The organism is Bartonella sp. WD16.2, from assembly GCF_002022505.1.
Classification (GTDB): domain Bacteria; phylum Pseudomonadota; class Alphaproteobacteria; order Rhizobiales; family Rhizobiaceae; genus Bartonella.
The window spans coordinates 1,217,238-1,240,014 of the sequence record NZ_CP019781.1 but is presented as its reverse complement, the minus strand read 5'-3'; the positions used below and the strand labels follow the sequence as shown (position 1 = coordinate 1,240,014).

16 protein-coding genes, 1 tRNA gene and 1 pseudogene are annotated in these 22,777 nt (G+C 40.1%); 8 read left to right on the top strand and 10 right to left on the bottom strand.

Annotation, left to right across the window (positions count from 1 at the left end; all coding sequences use genetic code 11):
* Positions 1-32: 32 nt before the first annotated feature.
* Entirely contained in the window at positions 33-953 is a 921-nt protein-coding gene (locus tag BWD162_RS05240) for a siderophore ABC transporter substrate-binding protein (RefSeq protein WP_194284853.1), read from the bottom strand.
* Positions 954-1,140: 187 nt separating this feature from the next.
* On the opposite strand from BWD162_RS05240, the gene BWD162_RS05235 reads away from it, so the two are divergent.
* Positions 1,141-3,771 carry an autotransporter outer membrane beta-barrel domain-containing protein gene (locus BWD162_RS05235; protein ID WP_078705723.1) on the top strand — a complete coding sequence of 877 codons (2,631 nt, stop codon included), beginning with the start codon at positions 1,141-1,143 and terminating at the stop codon, positions 3,769-3,771.
* A 193-nt stretch (positions 3,772-3,964) separates the two neighbouring features.
* On the opposite strand, the gene BWD162_RS05230 is transcribed toward BWD162_RS05235, so the two are convergent.
* The 4 genes from BWD162_RS05230 to BWD162_RS05215 are packed head-to-tail and all read right to left on the bottom strand — an operon-like array spanning position 3,965 to position 7,315.
* Positions 3,965-4,516, bottom strand: coding sequence for a biotin transporter BioY (locus tag BWD162_RS05230; protein ID WP_078705722.1), 552 nt, complete (start codon positions 4,514-4,516; stop codon positions 3,965-3,967).
* Positions 4,516-5,169: an energy-coupling factor transporter transmembrane component T family protein gene (locus BWD162_RS05225; protein ID WP_078705721.1), complete on the bottom strand. Its 654-nt coding sequence runs from the start codon at positions 5,167-5,169 to the stop codon at positions 4,516-4,518. The genes BWD162_RS05230 and BWD162_RS05225 overlap by 1 nt, the downstream gene beginning before the upstream one ends.
* Positions 5,166-5,846: an energy-coupling factor ABC transporter ATP-binding protein gene (locus BWD162_RS05220; protein WP_078705720.1), complete on the bottom strand. Its 681-nt coding sequence runs from the start codon at positions 5,844-5,846 to the stop codon at positions 5,166-5,168. The genes BWD162_RS05225 and BWD162_RS05220 overlap by 4 nt, the downstream gene beginning before the upstream one ends.
* A 41-nt stretch (positions 5,847-5,887) precedes the next feature.
* Complete coding sequence (locus BWD162_RS05215) at positions 5,888-7,315, bottom strand: amino acid permease (protein WP_078705719.1); 1,428 nt, start codon at positions 7,313-7,315, stop codon at positions 5,888-5,890.
* A 924-nt stretch (positions 7,316-8,239) separates the two neighbouring features.
* Between BWD162_RS05215 and BWD162_RS05210 the strand changes: the two genes are divergently transcribed.
* Positions 8,240-8,315 (top strand) — tRNA-Thr (locus BWD162_RS05210).
* Between the two features lie 98 nt (positions 8,316-8,413).
* Here the strand turns inward: BWD162_RS05210 and BWD162_RS08170 are convergent.
* From BWD162_RS08170 to BWD162_RS05195, 3 genes and pseudogenes are all read right to left on the bottom strand, one after another.
* Positions 8,414-8,606: pseudogene (locus BWD162_RS08170) on the bottom strand (helix-turn-helix transcriptional regulator).
* Positions 8,607-8,692: 86 nt separating this feature from the next.
* Entirely contained in the window at positions 8,693-9,313 is a 621-nt protein-coding gene (locus BWD162_RS05200) for a lambda exonuclease family protein (protein WP_078705718.1), read from the bottom strand.
* A gap of 1 nt (position 9,314) precedes the next feature.
* Positions 9,315-10,079, bottom strand: a complete 765-nt coding sequence (locus tag BWD162_RS05195; RefSeq protein WP_078705717.1) for a recombinase RecT — start codon at positions 10,077-10,079, stop codon at positions 9,315-9,317.
* Between the two features lie 194 nt (positions 10,080-10,273).
* Here BWD162_RS05195 and BWD162_RS07970 point away from each other — a divergent pair, with 194 nt between their 5' ends.
* The 4 genes from BWD162_RS07970 (at position 10,274) to BWD162_RS05175 (ending at position 12,611) form a co-directional block, all read left to right on the top strand.
* On the top strand, positions 10,274-10,399 hold the full coding sequence (locus tag BWD162_RS07970) for a YdaU family protein (RefSeq protein ID WP_236824104.1): 126 nt from the start codon (positions 10,274-10,276) through the stop codon (positions 10,397-10,399).
* Positions 10,400-10,518: 119 nt separating this feature from the next.
* Positions 10,519-11,298 carry a hypothetical protein gene (locus BWD162_RS05185; protein ID WP_236824103.1) on the top strand — a complete coding sequence of 260 codons (780 nt, stop codon included), beginning with the start codon at positions 10,519-10,521 and terminating at the stop codon, positions 11,296-11,298.
* A complete protein-coding gene (locus tag BWD162_RS07795; RefSeq protein WP_194284852.1) occupies positions 11,258-11,617 on the top strand; it encodes a hypothetical protein in 360 nt (119 codons plus the stop codon). The genes BWD162_RS05185 and BWD162_RS07795 overlap by 41 nt, the downstream gene beginning before the upstream one ends.
* 574 nt (positions 11,618-12,191) lie before the next feature.
* The gene (locus BWD162_RS05175; protein WP_236824102.1) at positions 12,192-12,611 is read left to right on the top strand and encodes a hypothetical protein; all 420 of its coding nucleotides are present in this window, start codon (positions 12,192-12,194) and stop codon (positions 12,609-12,611) included.
* Positions 12,612-12,908: 297 nt separating this feature from the next.
* On the opposite strand, the gene BWD162_RS05170 is transcribed toward BWD162_RS05175, so the two are convergent.
* Together BWD162_RS05170 and BWD162_RS07690 are read right to left on the bottom strand one after the other, a co-directional pair.
* On the bottom strand, positions 12,909-13,325 hold the full coding sequence (locus tag BWD162_RS05170) for a hypothetical protein (protein WP_236824101.1): 417 nt from the start codon (positions 13,323-13,325) through the stop codon (positions 12,909-12,911).
* Positions 13,326-13,413: 88 nt separating this feature from the next.
* Complete coding sequence (locus BWD162_RS07690; protein WP_153300974.1) at positions 13,414-13,575, bottom strand: hypothetical protein; 162 nt, start codon at positions 13,573-13,575, stop codon at positions 13,414-13,416.
* Here BWD162_RS07690 and BWD162_RS05165 point away from each other — a divergent pair.
* On the top strand, positions 13,560-14,330 hold the full coding sequence (locus tag BWD162_RS05165) for an outer membrane protein (RefSeq protein WP_078704984.1): 771 nt from the start codon (positions 13,560-13,562) through the stop codon (positions 14,328-14,330). The genes BWD162_RS07690 and BWD162_RS05165 overlap by 16 nt on opposite strands.
* A gap of 860 nt (positions 14,331-15,190) precedes the next feature.
* A complete protein-coding gene (locus tag BWD162_RS05160; protein WP_078705715.1) occupies positions 15,191-22,762 on the top strand; it encodes a beta strand repeat-containing protein in 7,572 nt (2,523 codons plus the stop codon).
* Positions 22,763-22,777 lie beyond the last annotated feature (15 nt).

The window sequence follows — 22,777 nt, the reverse complement described above, 5'->3', positions numbered from 1 at the left end:
TTATTTTTATGGTAAGCAAGTTATTTGTAAAATTATTTACTTTTTGCAAAAGCTTCGTTGAGTTGTTGTGCTGCTTCATATAATCCGGTTAGACCACCACTTGCTCGATACCAGCTCCAAGAATCTAGATAGATGATCTGATTTTGTTTCCAAGCTGTTATACGGCGAATAAGTTCATTGTCGAGAAGTTGCGCTGCGGATTGTCCTTCCCGCCCGATTGCAGCATCGCGATCAATAACCAATAACCAGTCAGGATTTGTGTCGAAAATAAATTCAGGGGAAATGAGTTGCCCATGCTTTTGCACAATCAGTTTGTCTGTTGCAGGAGAAATTCCAAAACTAGAATGAAGGATATCAAAACGTGATTTAGGGCCCAAAGCACTTATTTTTCCACCAGAGGTCATAAGTATCAGCCCTTTGCCTTGCCCTTCGGTGTTTTTACGAACTTTTGCTAATATTTCATTGAGTTTAGTGATTTCTTGTTCAGCTTCTTTTTCTTTGTCAAAAATTTTTCCAAGTATAGTGATATTACGCTCGATATCTTTAAGAGAGTTTTCATTTCCTACTGTCAAGTCAATAGTTGGGGCAATTTTTGATAAATCTTTATATTTAGACTGAGTGCGTGAAGAGATGATAATAAGGTCGGGCTGAAAAGCGGCAATTTTTTCATAATTTGGTTCAAAAAAAGTACCAATTTTTTCATAACGTGCATCATCAAAATGTTGCAGATAGACAGGTTTTTTACCTTCAGGGACACCGACGATTACCTTGATACCAAGGTGGTTCATATTATCAAGTGATGCAAGGTCAAACACTACAACTTTTTGGGGAGACGTAGAAATAGAAGTAGAACCTGAAGCATGCTCAATGGTTACATTTGCCGCAGAAAAAGTTGTAAAACTCATTATTGCAGTCAAAATAGATGCTATTCGTATTATATGTTTTGTAATCATTGTTTTATTCCTTTTCCTTAAAATACTAGAACCCATAATGAGACTTTTTTTACACACAATTAAAATAAAACGTACCACATAAAGCACATTATGTTGTAAAACAACTCAAAATATGTTAATAGGCTCCTTTCTTAAGTATTTAGTATTTTTGTAAATTATTTCTATTTATTTCTATCGGGATAATCAAATGATGATCACAGTGCTTAAAGACCGTAGGTGTTTGTGTGTTTTTACAGTAAGTGCTCTTTGTTTTTTTCAAAATATAGATGTTAATGCAAATCCAAAAAGTCGTACTTCTTTACAGCCAAGAGACCCTTTACAACAAAGAGTAATTGAGGCGGGAAGTGATGAGACCGTGATTATCACCAATATGAACTCCGAAAATCCTGACCATTTTATATCTAAAATAACTCGACAGAGTATGGATCCTGGAAGACGACAAATGAGTGGAATACGAAATAATAGCCAGGATAATCGGATTTCAAGCTCGCTCAGGAAACTTAGTGTTGGTAAAGGTGGGATGATTGCAATAACTGACGGAGTAGTTATTGCAGGTTCTCAAATAAAGGTAGCTGCTATAGCAGCCGATACAGGTTCAAGTATGAGTTTAGTCAGGGCATATATTGGTGTAAGTGGAGATATTTCATCTAAAGATCGTAATACTGGTTTGTTGACTACCCTTGCTGCTAAAAGTGTAATGAATGAAGGAACGGTTATTTTTATCAATGGAACAGGTGTCAGAACGTTATTAAGAGGGACTGCTGATTTAGATGGAGTGAAAATTATTGGGCATGGTGATAACACAGACAATGTGAAAAATAATATGGCTTTTCATGCAAGCCTTGGTGGTTGGGTTAACTTTAAGAATGGCAGTGTTGATGTTATTCGTGCCCATGGTGTGCGGCTTGATAATTTACCTATTGATCCTTCAAAGAGCGGGTGGGCATCGTCTACGGAATCTAGGATTAATAAGATTAATATTGAAAATTCAACCATCGAAGTAAAAGGGTGGACGTCTTATGGTATATATTTTTATGGAAATGGATCAGAAAAAAAACAAGGAACTGATTTTTTAGCAGGACTTGTTTCTTTGAAACAAACATCTCTCCATGTTCCAAATAGTACAGCTATTTATGGTGATGGAACTAAAGGTTATGTTGGCTTATCAAAATCAGATGTTTCTGGCAATTTATTATTAGAAGCTAAGAATGGATCTTCTGTAACGGTTATGGCTGATACTTCTTTGCTGACTGGTGGTGTCCGCGTTTTTAATGAAAGTACTGGTGAACTTTATTTAACTAACGGTTCGAGATGGTTTATTACAAAAAGTAAAACTCAAAATCCGCTGTGGTCGTTTATTTCATATGTGATGGTAAAAGATAGTGACATTATTTTTGAAAGACCAACTGCAGACGATTATCAAACATTACGTATTGGAAAAGGATTGGGTGAGGCTTATAGGGCACAGGGCGATGCACATATTTATCTTAATGTATCTTTGGAAGGAGGTGGTCGGTCGGGTGATCAAAGATCTGATCGAATTTTGATTAATGGTGATGTTTCTGGGACTACTAAGGTTCATGTGCTTGGCATATCAGGTAGTTTAGGAGAAAAAGTAGTCACGGGTAAAAGTGATTCAGGTATATCAATTATACAGGTTTCTGGAAGAGCAAAGCAGAATTCTTTTGTGCTACATTCTGGTTATGTTGCGCTGTCTGATTTTCCTTATCAATACCATCTTATTGCTTATGGTCCTGATTCTGAATTTGGGAAAGCAGATCCTGGGCAAAGATTGGTTGAAGGTAGGGGAGATTTTTGGGATTTCCGTCTTGAAAATAAATATAACAAGTTTGGGGTCAAAGCGGTTGTTCCGCAAGTTCCAACTTATCTGCTCTTACCCAATGCTTTGTTCTATGCTGGGTTGATGGGTGTCAACAATCAAACTGAGCTGTTAGGAACAATGGTGACGTCATTTGATCCATTTTTCAATGGAAAGCCGGCTTTTTTCATACGCGGTTATGGTGGTAGTCACAACTACACTTCTGACTTATCTATTTCGGAATACGGTTATGGTGGTAAGTTTGGTTATTACGCAACAGATGCGGCTGTTCTTTTGAATAGGCTAGAGAGTGAACAGAGTAGTACATTTATTGGAGTTATAGGTACTTATGGTAAATTATCACTCCAACCTCAAGATGTTGAAAAAAGTAAAAAAAGTAATTTTGATCACTGGTCTATAACTGCTTATGCTAGTTTGCAGCATAACATGGGGTTTTATGTCAATGGTCTTTTATCATACGGTTTATCTCGAGGAAATGTTGAAACGCTTGCGCGAGGTAAAACAGCAAGAATAACAGGCAATCCGCTGCGTGCAGCTTTAACAGGTGGTAAGGCTTTCTTAACTGGGTATGAAGGTCTTGTTTTTGAGCCACAGATGCAGCTTATTTATCAATATTTGAGATTTAATTCTGCTCGGGATGTTGGTGGTTTTGATATTGATATGGGCTCTCCTAGCCAATTAACAACACGTTTGGGTGGACGTCTTACCAAAACCCTTGCTAGAATTGGAGAGGGGCGTTCAGTATCTTTCTATAGTAAGCTGCACCTTATGAGCAGCTTTGGAGGAAAGCAGTTTGTGCAGTTCAAAGATACATTCCAGTTGGGTGCGTTTGGTTCTTCTATGGAAGCAGGTGTGGGTGTGCAGGCTCAATTGTCATCTCAGATAGCTCTGCATGGTGATGTGGTTTATCAACAAAAATTAACCAAAGCTGGTCTTTCAGGAAGTACTTTCTCAGGGGGACTACGTTATCGTTTCTGATTGATATTTTGGTGTTATATTAAAAGGGCATCTTATTAGTGTTTTAATCCATTGATAACGTAGAGCATAGATAAAGGCGCAGTGGTAAGAGCAACTAAACTGTGTTTTGAGGTAACTTTAACAGAATTTCGATATATTTATAGCTCTTAAAGGAAAAGTTTTGCAAGTATATCTAGCAATAAATATTAACTACTCATTCTTTTGAGTGAATCAAAGGAGTAGATTTTTTAATTGTAATTGCTATAGAAGATGCAATTAGGACTTTCAAAAAATCACCCATTGCAAAGCCTAATGAGCTTGTTAAAGCTGCTAACAAAGAAATCTTAGCAACATAAGCTAGCCACAATACTCCAAAAAGGTGTACAATCCCAAAACCACCTATAATATTTATGATTACTAATGTTATAAAATTTAACCGTAGCCAAAACAATTGGACTATAAAGCCAATAAAAAATGCAGCAATTGGAAAACCAATCAAATAGCCACCTCCCGCTCCTAAAAAGCTACCAATGCCTCCACGTCCACCAGCTAATAAAGGCAAACCAATGGCAACAAGTAAGAGAAATAATACTGATGCTAAAGCCCCTCTTTTTGCTCCAAGTATAGACCCTGCTAACATCGGTCCCATAGACTGGGCAGTAATGGGAACCCCATTAAAAAAGGGGAGAAAAATAGGAGGAAAAAGACCTAAAACTGCATAAAGAGCAACAAATAAAGCGATATAAGCAAGGTCTTTCGTATTCATCAAACTATTCTTTCAATATGAGTGTTCCCGTCATCCTTTAAAAGTGTATCATCAATATTACTATCATAAGAACGAGCTTCTAGTGCTTCAGCAACTTCTGAAGCCATTTTTATTATTCGTATAATTACAGGTATTGCAAGAGCTATAATATTTGTATCCAATCCGCGTGCTTTTTGCGCTTCACGTACCTCATTGAATTTTTCACTAACAACAGGAATAAATCTGATTGCCATAGATAAAACCATACTCAATTTTGATGGATTGATTCCAAAGCATCGGAAAGGTTGAAGTCCTGCTTCAATTGAATTCATCATATCAGAAACTTTTGTTGTGAATGAGATAAGTGATGCTAGAGGAATAAGAATGATAAAATGCAGTATAACTTCAAGGCCCGTTAGCCAGTTATTAAAAATAGCCTGAAAAATAAATATAAGAACTAAAAATAAGCTTATCAGTTTAAGCTGTTTTATCATATTGTTCAAAGGAATCTCAGCAATTCTATATAATAAAACCACTAATAATAAAAACAGGCATAAAATGAGTATAGATGAAACCATAGATATCATGGTTCCACATACAGTAAGGAAGAGTAACTTAACTCCTGGTTGAAGCCTATGAATAAATGTATCTCGAGGAAGGTATAGACTGATCATGACATTTTCATTGTGTATTCTTTGATAGCAATCGAAGGCACATCATCAACAATTATTTCTCCTTTATCAAAGACTAATACTCTATCGAATTTTTTTAAAAATTCTAAATCATGCGATACAACAATTGTTGTTTGTGGTAATTCTTCTATGACTTGCGCAACTTTGCGTTTATTGCGTAAATCAAGTAAAGTTGTTGGTTCATCAAAAATAATATAGTCTGGTTTCATGATTATCACACTTGAAATAGCGATCAATTGTTTTTGACCACCACTTAATAAATGCACTGCGTGATTTTTAAAGTTCTGCAGATCATAACGTTGTAAGATCTCATCGACGCGCTGCTTAATTTCTTCCTTACTTAATTTCAAATTTTTAAGGCCAAACGACAAGTCTTCGTGTACCAATGGTAACACGATTTGATTATCAGGATTTTGAAAAATAAATCCTACTTTACGCTTTACTGCTTTTGCATCGCGCTTTGTGTCCAGTCCATCAACGCTCACAAAACCGCTTGATGGGAGTTGTAAACCATTAATAAGGCGAGCAAATGTACTTTTTCCAGAACCATTCGCACCAATAATTGCAACTCGTCTTTCAGTGAGTTGTACAGTGATATTTTTTAAAACACACAAATCACCAAAGATTTGCGTCACCTTATCAAATTTGATTATTCCCAATGTCTATTCCAATCAATATCATTGATATTGCCTTTTTAGAATTATCGTTTCAGTTTATACGCCAACAATAAAAGCAAACACCATATAGGAATGATGACAACTGCCAAGCTCATGTCAGGCATGTGTGCAGGGATATATGATTCGATAAAGGTTTGTTTAATTCCCATTATGTTAAAGAGTTGGATCATTAGCCCATTTTCTCTAAAACCACTTGCAAACATAATGCCAAACAAAACTGCGAGAAAGAAAAGGCAGAGATAATTTGCGTAAGGATATAAACCAAATCCATAAACGAACGCATCTTTTTTGTCTTTATGCGCTTTTCGAAATTTCGAATGAACAATAATAATAATAGCCCAAGTGAGCGCTGCTGTTGCAGTTGTAATGCTCATGATATGGATAAAAATATTCTCTGGTATAAAGAAATTAATAACAACTATCACTGCGGTACAGACCGATGAAAAAAGGATAGCAATATAAGGAACACGAGCGGCATTCAATTTACTAAAGATGTGCGGTGCATTTTTTTGCGTAGCTAAACTATAAAGCATACGGCCATTAGAATACATACTACTATTGTAAACTGAAATGGCAGCTATAATCACTACAAAATTCAGAATATGACCAGCTGCAGGAATGCCAATTGTTTCGAAAATAGAGACAAAAGGGCTACTGTTTTTTCCAATCATATTCCATGGAATTATCATCATAATGACGCTAATAGAACCAACATAGAAAATAATAATCCGCCATATAACCTTACGAATGGCCGTTGGAATTGTTTTTTGTGGATTTTCAGCTTCTCCAGCTGCTACACCAATAAGCTCTATTCCCCCAAAGGAAAACATTACTATAGTCGTAGCTAGTGCAACTCCCATTGCCCCATAAGGAAAGAAACCACCATGATCCCAAAGATGGTGAATGCTCGCTTGGGAGCCATTCATTCCAGTGACAATAAGAAAAATTCCGAAAACAATCATACCAACAACAGCAGCTATTTTGATGAAAGCTAAGCCAAATTCAAACTCTCCATAAAGGCGAACATCAATAAGATTAATTAGTGTAACAAGTAAAAGAACAATAAAAGCTGATTTCCAGTGATCAATTAAGATCCAGTGGTCAAGATACAAACCAATGACTATAAGTTCAGTCATGCTGACAACAATATAGAGAAACCAATAATTCCAACCTGTAATAAAACCAGCCAAGCGTCCCCAATATTTATAGGCAAAAAAACTAAAAGCACCTGAGGTTGGTTCTTCTGCTAACATTTCCCCTAACATTCGCATAATGAAATAGACAATCAATCCTCCAATAAGATAACCTAAAATAATTGAAGGGCCAGCTAATTGAATAGCTTCTGTTGATCCGTAGAAAAGACCCGTTCCAATCACACCTCCTAAAGCAATCATTTGAATGTGACGACTTTGAAGACTACGCTTCAATTCATTGTTTTTTTCTTCAAGCATTATTATTTATTACTCTTTATGGTATTTAACTTTTATAAAAATAGCCCAATAATATAACTATTTCTGTTAATGTGTTATATGGATATTCCGTTAAAATAATAAAGTCGGATACGCTCCTCTATTCTCTATTTGAATTAACGATATTCATTTTGTCATATTGGACTGTTTATAATATCAAATCATTGATATTGATTGCACACTGTGCGAATGCATCATATGGGCTACAACGCAGTTAGATCAAGTATTAATATAGATAATGAAAAGCGTCTTTGTTTTTTAAAAGTATTGTGAGCTTGCTTACAAAAATATATCTTGAAATGATAATGGCTCGTTTTTGTAAATGTGATATTTGTAAAGTAATAATGAAAGTATAAATCTTGTAAAAGCCAAAAAAATCTTTTTAAACTGCATTAAGAAAAATATAAAATTTTTTAATTACACTAAAATATTATTTCATTTGATAGTTTTTCATCAATTATATCTTGTAAAAAACAAAAAGTTATCATAATTATTATTGGAAATAGATATGCTAATTTCAGTAAAGATAATCTAAAATTTTTAATCAACACGAATTTTGAAAAAAAATTCATTTTTTAAATATTGCACCCAGATTTTTTCACTTTTAATATACAGATATTTTTATGCTTCATAAAAGCATTTTAACATTATTTTGCCACTTTTAAAATGTAGCTTTTTTACTTTTTGATGTTGTATGTAATTGTAAATTGGGTAAGGTAGTTTGCTTGTATTTTATACTACCAAAAGCGGAAAGTACTGCTTATTATTAATTCTCGTAAATTTCCTTTTCTAATCTGAATAACGGTTGAGGCGTGGGGATTCTTATAAAAATTTGCATACTTGCTTTTACGTATACTTTTGATTATTACCCTCAAGCTGATTTTGATGATTAATAAATAAATTTATGCCGCATTAGCTCAGTTGGTAGAGCACATCATTCGTAATGATGGGGTCGCTGGTTCAAATCCGGCATGCGGCACCATATTTTATCTATAGCATGTTGAAATATATAGATTTTTACTTAATTTTCTAATTTTTAGACCACCCTTTAGAGTTTATATAATTTTATCTAAATTTGTGTTATTTGCAGCTTATTTCCTTTGGAATAAATGCCAAGATTTCTTTTTTTCTCCATCTTAACTGATTTACCCAGCTTATATGGTTTGGGAAATAATCCTCGTGTCACCCAATTGCGAATCGTTGTTGTCGATACGCTAAAAAGCTGCGCACATTCACGTGTCGTAACGTATCTATCGCCATCATCAAATATTATTTCATTACCTTTCTTTTTATATTACGTAAATTGGGTGGGGGCGCTGGTTGGGAGGGATGTAAGTAAAAGAGCGCCCCCGATGGGGTTTAAGCAGCTTGTGTAAAGATTCGGGTTTCTTGTTCTATTTCTTCTAAAAAAATTTCGACAGCTTTATTGATACGCTCAATCTGCTCATCATCACGTTGAACGCGTTGAATCTTTAAACGAAAACGAGCTAATTTACGTTTGACCAAAGGATCATAACTGACAAAATCACACCATTTTCGCCCTGTGCAAGCCATTTGGAATTGCATTTGCAAGATATATTCAGGTTTGATTTTGCCATGTCGCAAAAAAAACATATGCGTTGCCGGTTGAGGACATTTGACTTCTATGAGACCCTCATCTCCAACAAGACCATCAGGACTAGCCCCTGCCATTTCAATTGTCGGGTGAGGAATAAACCCACACCGTGTGACAGTAACCAAACGTCTAAGACTGTATTTTTTAATTGCCTCATCTTCATATTTACGCCCCCATCGCATAGCAGGCGTTTCATAAGATGGTATTATTTCATCTTCTAAACGTTCCCTGATAAGTTTATTTTTGTACTCTTCATATTTACTTGTCGGTGAGCCTTTACTTGTTTTTCCGACAATGCTGTCAATATTTGAAGCTGTAACTTTACCTAAACGAGCTTGAAACCACTCTGGTGTCCTTTGTTCCATGTCACACCCCTGGTAGATCTTGTTGAGTTGGTGTGTTTGGTTGTTTTGGTGAAGGTAAAGTTTGTTGCTCTTCTTCCATTTGGAAGCGTTGCCTTTCTTTCAAACCTTCTAAAATAATTTGCCCCGTCTCATGAGACATTTCTATGAGGCTTGCGACTTCTGCAAAAGAGAGTACCTTTTCTTCTTCTGTTTTTGTTTGTTTCATTAATTCTCTGATTTGCGCAAGCACTTCATTAGATACCCTCTCGTCTTGGGGATTGTGATTAACCTCATTGATAAAAGCCTCATTAATACAATCGACCTCATCTTCGTCATAGATATCATCAAAACCAAAGGCATAACGTGCACATTGTGTAATGGCCTTATAACATAACATGCGAGAAGAAGATTTTCGCCAGTGTTCTGTATCGCATCTACATTCTTCCATCTCTTCAGAGATTTCTATTGGATATTTTATGTTCTTCAAATATATAGCGCATTCATAAACAATCACTTTGCCTTCATTATCGCGTTCTTTTTTTAATTTCATTCTATTAAAGTTAGGATGTGAACGTATGATATTGAGCCATCCTTCAATAGAAGTCATCACGCTAATACCGCCTCCCCTTTTAGGGATGACGTATATTTCTTTATCTAGAGGATTTAACCTATACCTATCGGCAAGGTAAATAAAGTCTTCAAAGTCTTCCGCAGAAATATTGAAATTGATACAATTCTTTATGATTTTTTTGCAAAATTCTTGTTCAGAGAAACTGTATGGCCACATTATTGACTTAGATGATGACAGCTTATGGCACACCTCATCAGCATTTGATGTCAATATGAGTAGGAAAATTTTAGAGAAAGCTTCCAAAGCAGCCACTGCAAGATGGAATAAGAGAAGAGAGGGGAAAAGTTATGTCAACTAAAATGTCATAGATAAGATTCTATCTGCATGATTGGATCAGTGGTACAGATGCAATGACACTAGGGCAAAGAGGAGCTTATATTACGCTTCTTATTCGCATGTATGACAAAAAGTCACCTGTGAAAGAAGATTTTAAAACACTTGCATGTGCATGTAATTGCACTGAAAAAAGTTCGTAACTATTGTCGATTATTTAATCAAAAATGACAAGTTAGTCCAAACGAATGAAGGATTATGGAATCTTCGTGTTGAAGAAGAGCTTAAAGATTTTACTGATAAACAAGAGCATATATCACAAGTGCGCAGTGAAGCTGGGAAAAAAGGTGCACAAGCAAAAATGCTTAAAAAACAATTTGCTAATGATTTTATTGAAGCAAACGATAAGCAAAATAATAATTTGCTTCAAGCAAACGATAAGCAAAATCAAGCTATAAAGAATCAGAATCAGATATATAAAAAAACTAACACTATCGTGTTATCAAAAAAAGAAAATGCTTTGGAAGATTTAGCAACTGAAGTTTCGGTTCAAAGTAAAACAACCGATAATGCTGTTGAGCAGCATTTGGATCACGATACACCCTCATCAGAAAATCAATCACCCGTTTCACAGCAAAAAAGCACTGAAAAGAAAACTAAGCGGTCTAGGGATGGACGAGGATGCCGATTGCCTGAGGATTTCGAACCTGACTTGCAATACGCAATCGACAAGGGCTTAACGCATGATGAGGCGTTGTTAGAGTTTGAGAGATTTAAAAACTACTGGCTAGCAAGACCAAGCAAATGTGCAGAGGCTGAGGATTGGCAGATGTTATGGTACGGCTGGATTACTAACCAAAATGGAACATTATTAAAAAAGAGGGAAAAACAAGACAATGAAAAACGAAATGGCGGTTATGGAAATTACTCTCGACGGGAAAAAAGTGTTGGTGAACGCATCGCAGATAATATCCGCAATCTCGGGTCTAGAGGTTTCTTTAATGCAAATTTGCAAAATGATAGCACCGGGATTCCCATTACACTTGAAAGCTGGGAGTGCATTGACGAAACAGCAAGAGATGGTGGCGTTGAGAGCTTATGATCAGCTTCAAGAATTGTTTGCTGTGAAAGCTGATGGAGAGGTCATTGCAGAGGCTATGCGTATATTTTCGTGTGGTTTGAAAATATCGCAAAACTCAGATGAAGAAGGTATGTCGCTTGCGTATGGAATGGCTCTTGAAGGCGTAAGCAGTTGGGTATTGCAAACGGCTACAAAGGGTGCCTTGAAAGGAAAAGCAGAAGGATTAACACGACCTTTATGCCATCAACAGCAGATTTTTATCATTACTGTGAAAAACCTGAACACAGTATTCGCACAAGGGCTAGTTGTATTCTTAAAGATCTTCAAAAGCCTGAGTTAGAAAGCAAGAAACAGGAGAAGTTGGTAATGTTAGAACGTCTGGAAGCTTTTCAAAAAGAACTTCGCAAAACATTTGAGACAGCAAAATAGAGAAAAGTGCTGATCAGTTTTGGATTAGATGTGCATTTAAATCAACAGAAACGCATCTTAGAGAAAGATTTAAAAGTTTTTTGATGAATTTCCCCAAACACATTGGGAACATAAAACACTCTGTACGGGGCTAATTTAAGGAAAATAGAACAGATGCAAAAATTAGGGCAATCGCTATGAAAATTGTAACAGGTGATGAGTTTTTTGTTTGATAGTAAAAGATAGTTTTGTTATACAAATATCCAAGTGCTTCAAAAACACTTAGCGATAAGCGGATAGGTTACGAAACAATCTCTCCAATGTCTTTTAAAAGCTGAATTTTCTTTATACATATTCTAGCGTATAGTGGTTTTGTCGGGTGTAGTTACACCATACAATACCCTTTATGGGGAAAGTGTAACGACGGGCTTATCGCCGTGTTTTTGAGCGCCCGGCGCCCTTTTGGGTGTCAATCAAAAACATCTTTACGATAAGGAAAAATCCAAATGAAAAAATATGAATTTACAAGTGAAATCAAAGAAATTGAAGGGTATACTTTTCATTGTATTCATGCATTAAGAGACTTTGGTGATGTTAAAGCTGGTGACCTTTGTGGTTTTATAGAGAAAGAAGACAATCTTTCTCATGATGACAATTGTTGGGTTGGGGGTAGTACATTGGTGTGTTGTGAAGCTTTAGTTTACGACAATGCTATCGTGTGTGATGATGCTGTTGTTTGTGGACACGTTTATGGGAATGCTCGTATTTTAAAGAAAGCATGGGTTCATAATGATGCACATATTTATGGGGATTCTGAGGTCTCCGGTTCAGCTCGTATTAAACCAGGGGCAAAAGTTGCTGGTTCTGCAAAAATTTATGGTTCTGTTTATGGTAATGCAAAAATTTCTGGTAATGGATGTGTTTGAGGAAAAGCATATGGAAATGCAAAAATCACAGGACAAAACGAGTAGTCTATTCCAACAAATTGTGAGGTTTATGAAGGCGATAATATCGTCGAGGTTGCTACAGCAGCGTAAATAACAGGCACGGGGGCGCCTGCTTTTAAACAGCAAAACAAAGCCGCGTCATTTATGTGATGCAGCTTAACGTTTTCAGAAATAATCTTGTAAAATTGTTTAACTTAAATGTTGTTTACTCTAACGTTATTTAAGATTAGGGAATAAGATTTTCCAAATGATGTAAGCATTAAAGAGAATTTTTATTCACAACTTTAGAATAAAAAATCCTATGGTATTTTCATCTCCTTTATAGAGAGAGAATACAGAGCCATTTATTTGTACTATTAAGTAAAAATCCTCAAAACTACTAAACTCCCAACACCTCTTGATGTGACAATAATCAAAATCGTTCTTAAACAAATAATCAGACAAATAGTAATTGATGCTTGCAATACGCTGGTTAACCGCATCATGATCATGAAAAATATCAATAACGTCTTTCTGAAAATTAACATCAGGATTTTTTCTTTGGTAATTGTTGTAGACACAGATGAGAAGATCATCAAAAATTTTCTGCCATTGAATGTTTGTTTTTGATGTTAAGAGAGCATCCTGTTCTAAGGTTGCATCTCCATTATGATGTGTCTTTAAAAACCTAATTCTCTCAGGTATATAAAACATAGCTTTTTTCTGTAAGCTCTATGTGTTTTTCAGTTTTTCTTGTTAATAGGTTTTCATCCACAGAACCGTTTTCTGTGTTCATTATGCTTTAAAGAAGATCATATTTTTTCAAAATATCTCTTATTGCTTGAACCAATTGATTTTCTTTAACGGTTATTTGCGCTGGTCGACTTTCACGTTTTTCTTGCACTTTCTGCGGGACGAGCAGAAAGTGGTACAATTCCTCGAGAATCGATGGCCGTTGCGCCATCAGTTATTGTTACTCCTGTTTTTTCTTGGGCAGGTTTTTATCTTGGAGGTCAGATTGGTGTTTTTTCGAGTAAAACTGATCTAAGTTCAAGTTATTTAAAGAATGGTGATGTTGAAAAATGGGCTTTAATTAAGAAAGATTTTATGCCTAAACTTTCAGGGTTTGTTGGAGGTTTTTATGCAGGTGCCAATGTTAGTTTCGGGAATAATTTTATTCTAGGTGTTGATACGGATATAGTTTTGTTTAATAAAAAGGACATAAAAACTATTGATATAAACGATGGTGGTGAAAATAAAGAGTTAAAAAATAAAAACGTAACGAGAGATTCTGAAGGAATAGTTTCTGCTTCTGGTTATGATACTTATAATGAAGACGTTGTTCCAAAAATTAAATTTGCAACTTATAATCATACTTTAAAACAGAAATGGGTTGGTGCTACGCGGGCACGTATCGGTTTTGTTGCTGATCGTGTTATGCCTTATATCGCTGGTGGTGTTTCTTATACGCAGTTTCAAGATATCTTATTGAGATCGAACGAAGAACAAGGTCAAATAATGATTAATACAATAGGAGAAAAAAGGACAATGATTGGTTATATTTTTGGTGTTGGTGTTGATTTTGCGATGATAGGTAACACTATTTTGCGTACAGAGTATCGTTATTCGGGTTTTGGTAAACAGAAATTCACAAAGAATGGAATTGAGCGTAGTTATAAAGCTAATGATTTCCGTATAGGTATGGCCTATAAATTCTAATGTTTATAAAGTTAAGTTATGAAAAAAGCTCTATTAATAGAGCTTTTTTGATCAATTCGCATTATAAGGAACTGTTTTTGGGATGGAGAAGAGGTTAAGTTATTTTCTTAATTGAATTTTGACAAGTTTTTGTGTTTATAATAGCAGCCATATTTAATCCGGGGTTATTGTGAATAGTAAAAAACAATATATGGTAATATTATTGTATGTTTTAGGGGGAGTATGTAAACGTTGGCACCATAGTAGTTAATCGCTAACTTGAGTGAGAAGCTTGTCTATAAAGTGATCGATACAGCTATTATAATCTTTAGAAAGCGGTAAGCTGCAAAAGGGTAGTATTTATGAGCTGTTCTATAATAACAGCAAATTAAAAAGAAATCTTGATAGTTGGTATTTATAAAGCCCAACTCTAAAGATATCTCCCAAGATAGAAATTTTTCACCTAGATTTATTGCTACATTTGTTATGCAAAACTGCCAAATGGTTGGTTTTGCGTAATGCTGTGAATTATGAGCAAAAAAATATCTTCGGTTATTCAGGACGGTAGGTGAACATTGGGGGGGAGTCAGACAATGAGTTTATCTTTAAAATACCTGATTTTGTGTATGATTTATCGCGTAATTTTTAGGCGAGTTTGTTTTACGGTTTGTGTTTTATAGGTGTAGTCTTTTTGTTTTAGGCTTTGTATTTTAGGGCATTTTTAGAGAGCCTTTTGTTAATGTTTTATGTTTTTTTGTAAGGGGGTTTAAGGGGGGGCGTTTAGGTTTGTGGTAAGCCGTTCAGGAATGATTTTGTTTTTATCTTTTTTTATGAACAGTTTGTCTCTTTTAATCGGATTGGTTTAAAGAGGATGTAGGGTTATGGTTATGCGTCGTGTCTTAAAACATCATGTTTGTTTATGTGTCCTCTCAACGGCTATTGTGGCTGGGTTGGCTCTTATTACATCTCAAAAAGTATATGCTCAAGCACAGAATTGTGGGGGTTGGGTTCAGAGTAGTGAGGGGTTGTGGTCGAGGCATCATGATGAGAAGGAGGGGAAGATTGTGTGTAACAGTAGCAGTGGGACAAGGACGCTGGAGGGTGAGAGAACAATAGATATGAGTGACCCTGATGAGGAGGCTGTGAAGATAACGGGGTCGAAGGCGGATATTACGATAGGAGATAATCTGCTGACGGTTAAAAATGGTGATAGGAGTGATAAATCGGCGATTAGGGTGGAACAGGGGGCGAGGCTGACGTTGAAGGAGAATGTTAGTATTACAAATGTGCAGAAGGTAATGGAGGTTGATGGTTCAGGGTCTGTGATTACGGTAAATGGGGGGACATTTGGGTTGAAGGATGCGATTGGAGCAAGGAATGGGGAGGGGAGGGTTATGATTGAGGTGAAGAAGGGGGGGAGGATTGTTTTTGATAAGAGGGCGGTGGGGAGTCTGACTATTAGTGGGGGGGAGGGAGCTACGACTAAGGTAACGGGGATAGAGGTGAGTGGAACAGGGGGAGAGGTGGAGGTGAGGAAGGGAACGACAGTTAGTTTTACAGGGGTGACAGAAGCGATAAAGATTAAGGGTAGTGCAGAAGCTACTGTAAGTGGAGGGGGTACTATAAATGTTACGGGAAAGAGTACGGGGATTAAGATGGAAGGCTTAGGGAAGGCTGATGTGATGAATCTGACTGTTAATGGGAGTGGGGGAACAACAGTAACAGGGGCTGAGGTCAGTAATGGGACGTTGATGATGAATATGGTGAAGTTGATGCAGGTCACAACAGGGGCAAAGGTAACAGGGGGTGGGACGCTGAAGGTGCTTGAGGGGACGATTACGGGAAAGGGTACGGGTACGGGGGTGGAGATGGATAGTTCAGGGACAGTCACGTTGACCAGTGTGAAGATTTCGGAATTTGCAAAAGGGGTGGAGGCGAAGAATGGGCAGTTGGTGATAAATGGTACGTCGACGATTACAGTTACAGATGGTGGGACGGGGGTGAAGGTGTCGGGAAGTGCAACGGCTGATTTGACAAGGGTGAAGATTACGGTTACGGGGATGTATGGGACGGGGCTTAATATAACAGGAGGGAGTGCTACTATGATGGGGGGAGAGATTACGGGAACTGGGGGAGCTGAGAGTAGGAGTACGGGGGTGAAGATGGATAGCTCGGGGACAGTCACGTTGAATACGGTGAATGTTTCAGGGGTGCAAACAGGGGTGGAGGTGACAAAGGGGACGCTGAAGGTGACAGAAGGGTCGATTGGGGGGAAGACGTGGGGGGTGAAGGTGTCGGAAAGTGCGACGGCTGATTTGACAAGGGTGGGGATTACGGTTACGGGGATGTATGGGACGGGGCTTAATATAACAGGAGGGAGTGCTACTATGACGGGGGGATCAATTACGGGAAGTGGGGGAGCTGTGAGTACGGGTACGGGGGTGAAGATGGATAGCTCGGGGACAGTCACGTTGAATACGGTGAATGTTTCAAATTTCAAAACAGGGGTGCAGGTGACAAAGGGGACGCTGAAGGTGACAGAAGGGTCGATTGAAGGGAAGACGTGGGGGGTGAAGGTGGATGGGAGTGGGAGGTTGGAGATGAATGGGGGGACGATTGAGGGAGAGAATGGGACGGGGGTGTGGATGGAGGGGGGTGGGACGGCTAAATTGACAGGGGTGACGGTTACGGGAGGGAGTCAGGGGGTGAGGGTGCAGGAGAGTGGGACGTTGGTGATGACAGAGGGGTCGATTGAGTTTAAGGGGGATTATGGGGTGCATGTGAGGGATAATGCGACGGCTAAATTGACAGAGGTGACGATTACGGGAAGTGGAACGGGGGTATATGCGGGGACTGCAAAGACAGTGACATTGAATATGGTAGATATTTCACAGGTACAAATGGGGGTGAATGCAGCGGCAGGGCAGTTGGTGATGAATATGGGGACGATTACGGTTACAAATGGGGGGACGGGGGTGAAGGTGTCGGGGACGGCGACAAGTGCTGAGTTGAAGGGGACGCAGATTAAGGGAAATGGGGGTGGTACGGGGATAACTGCGGCGGGGAAAAAGGTGACGATGACCAATGTGGATATTTCAAAGGTACAATTGGGGGTAGAGGTGAAGAAGGGGACGGGAACAATGACGATCACAGGAGGGTCGATAAAAGAAGTGAAGTGGGGGATAAATATGGAGGGGGGTAAGAAATTGGTGATGGATGGGGGGACGACAATTAGTTTTACGGATGGATATGGGGTGAAGATACAAAATAATGTGACGGCTGAGTTGATGGGGACGGTGATTACGGGAAATGGGGGTGGTACGGGGGTAACTGCGATGGGGACGGGAAGTGTGACGATGAATATGGTGGAGATTTCAAATGTACAAATGGGGGTGAATGCGACTGGTGGAACGGTGACAATCACAGGAGGGTGGATAAGAGAGGTGGAGAAGGGGATAGATATGGAAAAGGGGACGTTGGTGGTGAAGGATGGGACGAGGATTGAGTTTAAGGGAAAGCATGGGGTGAGAGTGGGGGGAGGGGTGACAAGTGCTACTTTGACAAATGTGATGATTGAGGGAACTGATGGAAAGGGTACGGGGGTGTGGATGGAGGGGACGGGAAATGTGACGTTGACCAGTGTGGATATTTCAAAGGTACAATTGGGGGTAGAGGTGAAGAAGGGGACGGGAACAATGACGATCACAGGAGGGTCGATGACAGATGTGCAAATGGGGATAGATATGGCGGGAAGTGGGACGTTGACGGTGGAGGATGGGACGAGGATTGAGTTTAAGGGGACGCATGGGGTGAAGGTGGGAGGATCGGTGACGAGTGCTACTTTGACAGGGGTGACGATTAGGGGAACTGGGGGAGATGGCACGGGTACGGGGGTACATGCAGAGGGAGGGAAGGTGACGGTGACAGGGGGGTGGATAAGAGAGGTGCAAACGGGGATAGATATGGCGGGGAAGGGGACGTTGACGGTGAGTGGGACAGAGATTCAGTTTAAGAATGGGCACGGGGTGAGAGTGGGAGAGAAGGTGACGAGTGCTACTTTGACAAATGTACAAATTAAGGGAACTGATGGAAAGGGTATGGGGGTACATGCAGAGGGAGGGAAGGTGACGGTGACAGGGGGGTGGATAAGAGAGGTGCAAACGGGGATAGATATGGCGGGGAAGGGGACGTTAAAGGTGGAGGATGGGACGAGGATTGAGTTTAAGGGGACGCATGGGGTGAAGGTGGGAGGATCGGTGACGAGTGCTACTTTGACAGGGGTGACGATTAGGGGAACTGGGGGAGATGGCACGGGTACGGGGGTACATGCAGAGGGAGGGAAGGTGACGGTGAAGGGAGGGTCGATAACAAATGTGCTAACGGGGATAGATATGTCTGGAAGTGGGACGTTAAAGGTGGAGGATGGGACGAGGATTAGTTTTAAAGGGACACATGGGATAGGCGTGTGGGGGGATGTGACGGTTAGTTTGACAGGGACGAAGATTATGGGAGAGGGAAATGGAAGTGATGGGTCAAGTACGGGGATTGGGGTGATAATGGCGGGGAAAACGATGACGATGGATAAGGTGGATATTTCGGGGGTAGCAATGGGGGTATATGCGGGAAGTGGGAAGTTGGTGATAAGGGAGGGGACGACAATTAATTTTGCGAAAACTTATGGGGTGAAAGTGGGAGCATCGGTGACAAGTACTGAGTTAACAAGGGTGACGATTGTGGGAGAAGGAAAGGGTACGGGGGTGTATGCGGGGGGCAAAACGATGATGATCACAGGGGGGTCGATAACAAATGTACAAATGGGGGTAAGGGTGATGGCAGGGGAGTTGGAGATAAAGGATGGGACGGTGATTACGGTTACGGAGAATGGAACCGGGGTGGGTGTGTGGGGAGGAACAGCGACGGCTGAGTTGACAGAGGTAACGATTAAGGGAGAGGGAAGTAATGGGTCAAATACGGGGATTGGGGTGATAATGGCGGGGAGCTCGGGGACAATGAAGGATGTACGTATTTCAGGGGTTGGTATGGGGGTGGAGGTAAAGGCAGGGAATCTGACAATCACAGGAGGGGAGATAAAAGAGGTGCAAACGGGGATAGCTATGATGGGGGATGGAAAGTTGACGGTGGAGGATAATACGACAATTAGTTTTACGCGGGGGTATGGGGTGAAGGTGGGAGGAATGGTGACAAGTGCTCAGTTGACAAAGGTGACGATTACGGGAACTGATGGAAAGGGTAAGGGGGTGTATGCGAAGGGTGGAACGGTGATGGTTAGTGGGGGGTGGATAAGGGGGGTGCAAACGGGGATAGATATGTCTGGAAGTGGGACGTTGACGGTGAAGGATGGGACGGTGATTACGGTTACGGAGAATGGGTATGGGGTGGGTGTGTGGGGAGGAACAGCGACGGCTGAGTTGACAGAGGTAACGATTAAGGGAGAGGGAGAGGGTAAGGGTACGGGGGTATATGCGGAGGGAGGGAATCTGACAGTGAAGGGAGGGTGGATAAGAGAGGTGGAGAAGGGGATCGTTATGATAGGGGATGGGATGTTGATGGTGAAGGATAATACGACAATTCATTTTACGCGGGGGTATGGGGTGTATGTGGGAGGAGGGGCGACAAGTACTGAGTTGAAGGATGTACAAATTAAGGGAGAAAAAAGTGGTTACGGGGTATATGCGGGGGGGGAAGGAAGGGTGACGGTGAAGGGAGGGTCGATAAAAGAGGTGCAAACGGGGATCGTTATGATGGGAAAGGGGACGTTGGAAGTGAAGGATAATACGACAATTCATTTTACGCGGGGGTATGGGGTGTATATGGGAGGAGGGGCGACAAGTACTGAGTTGACAAATGTACAAATTAAGGGAGGGAGAAGTGGTTACGGGGTATATGTGAGTGGGGGAACGGTGATGGTTAGTGGGGGGTCGATAAAAGGGGTTTGGAAGGGGGTGGAGGTGTTGGCAGGGGATCTGACGGTGAAGGGTGGGACGACAATTCATTTTATAGGGGATGGAGCTGGAGTATATGTGGAAGAGAAGGTAAAGAGTGCTACTTTGACAAAGGTGACGATTAGGGGAACTGGGGGAGATGGGAGTACTGGGGTAATAATGGAGAGCTCGGGGACGATGACCGATGTGGATATTTCAAATGTACAAATGGGGGTAACTGCAATGGGTGGAGCGGTGACGATCACAGGGGGATCGATAAAAGAGGTAGAGAAGGGGATCGTTATGATAGGGGATGGGATGTTGATGGTGAAGGGTAAGACAGAGATTCAGTTTGAAAAGGGAGATGGGTATGGGGTGTATATGGAGGGATCGGTGAATGCTAGTTTGATGGATGTAACGATTACGGGAGAAGAAAAGAAAGGTACGGGAGTATATGCAGAGGGGGGGAAGGTGTGGTTGGAGAATGTACATATTTCAGAGGTTGGAACGGGGGTAGAGGTGATGAGGGGAGAGGCGTGGTTGAAAGAGACGCATTTGGGAAATGTTGCAAAAGGGATGAATATCGAAAACGGGGATGTGTACATGGAAAAAGGATCAATAGAGTTTGATGGAGAGCACGGCATTCATCTCAAGCAGGGGAATGTTGATTTAAGGGGTGTCAGCATGACTTATACGGGCAGTGATAAGACTGCTAACTTCATCAATGTTGAAGGGGGAACAGTTTTGGCAGAAAATGTAACAATCACAGGAAATGACAAGGGGCAGGGCTTAAAGGTCATAAAGGGGGGAGCAGTGTGGTTGAAAAATACAACCTTTACCAATGTCAAAAATGGTATGACTGTTGAGGGAAGGAGTACCATACGTATGGAAAAAGGAGGCATTACTTTTAAAGAAGGGCACGGCATTTATCTCAGTGGGGGACAGGCTTTGTTAAGTAGTTTCAATATTACAGGACAAGGTCGTAAGAGTATAGGGATGGGGGTGAGTAACTCAGGAGAAGTAATGATGAGGGGGGTGGAGATTTCAAAGGTTGGAATGGGAATACGGATGACAAGTGGGAATCTGGTGATGAACCGGGGATCTATTGCTTTTAATGGAGACTACGGTATCAATCTTGTTCTAGGGCATGCCCTGTTAAATGAGCTCACCATTACAGGATCTGGTATTAGTAACACTGGAACGGGGGTAGAAGTGGGGTATGGAGGAAAAGTAATAATGAAGGGGGTGAATGTTTCAGGGGTAGCAATGGGGGTACAAGTGACAACAAGTAGTGGAGCGGCGTGGTTGAAAGAGACATACTTTACCGATGTCAAAAATGGTATAATTGTTACAGAGGGGAATGTGATTATGGACAAAGGAGGTATTGCTTTTAAAGGAGATTACGGGATCAATCTTGCAAAGGGTAATGTTGTTTTAAAGAGCGTCAATATGACTTATGCGGGCAGTGATAAGACTGCTAACTTCATGAGGGTCGAAGGGGGAACAGTTTTGGCAGAAAATGTAACAATTTCCACTTCAGGAAATGTAAGTAAAGGGCTGGGCTTAAAGGTCATAAAGGACGGAAAGGTTGTCTTGAAAAATACAACCTTTACCAATGTCAAAAATGGTATGACTGTTACAGAGGGGGTTGTGCGTATGGAAGGTGGGGAGATAAGCTTTGATGGAAAGCACGGCATCGATCTTATCCAGGGTCAGGTTGCTTTAATGGTGGTCAAAATGACTTATCAAGGAAATAGTCCTACGGCTGACTTCATCAAAATTACCGGAGAGGATACTACTACAAATGCTGTGGAAACGATCCTTTCTAAAAAGAAGGCCGCAGTCGTTGCAGCAAATCTAACAATCAACGGAAATGGTCATGGGCAGGGCTTGCATGTAATAAGGGGTGGACGGGTTGTATTGATGAAGCCAACTTATACTGATGTTTACAATGGGATGACCATTAAAGAGGGTGCTGTACAGGTACTGGGTGGGGAGATGACTTTTAAAGGAGAGCATGCTGTCTATCTTAATCGGGGCCATGCTTTGTTAACTAATGTCGCTATGAAGTATACAGGAGATAATGACAAGAGTACTTTCTTAAAGGTCGAGGCAAAAGGAAATGCTCTAAATACAGCAGATATTAGGGGGACGGGCATTAAAATCGAGGGAAATGGTCATGTACAAGGGGTTCATGTGGAAAATGGGGGGCGGGTGATGTTAGAAAGTGCGGTCTTTTCTAATATCAAAAATGGGGTTACTGTGTTGAATGGTGAATTCTGGATGAAGAAGGGGGAAATTGAGTTTAAAGGAGAGCATGCTGTCAGTCTTTCAACGGGGAAGGTCGTGCTCAATGGCGTTATTATGAACTATGGGGGTGATAGAAGGGTAAAGAGGGGTGCTAACTCTACAAAATTCATCAAAGTCGAAGGAAAAGGTGCAAATCTTACCGCAGTCAAGGTGATGATCATTGGTAATGATAACGGACAGGCGGATGGTTTGATGGTGTAGTCTTTTTGTTTTAGG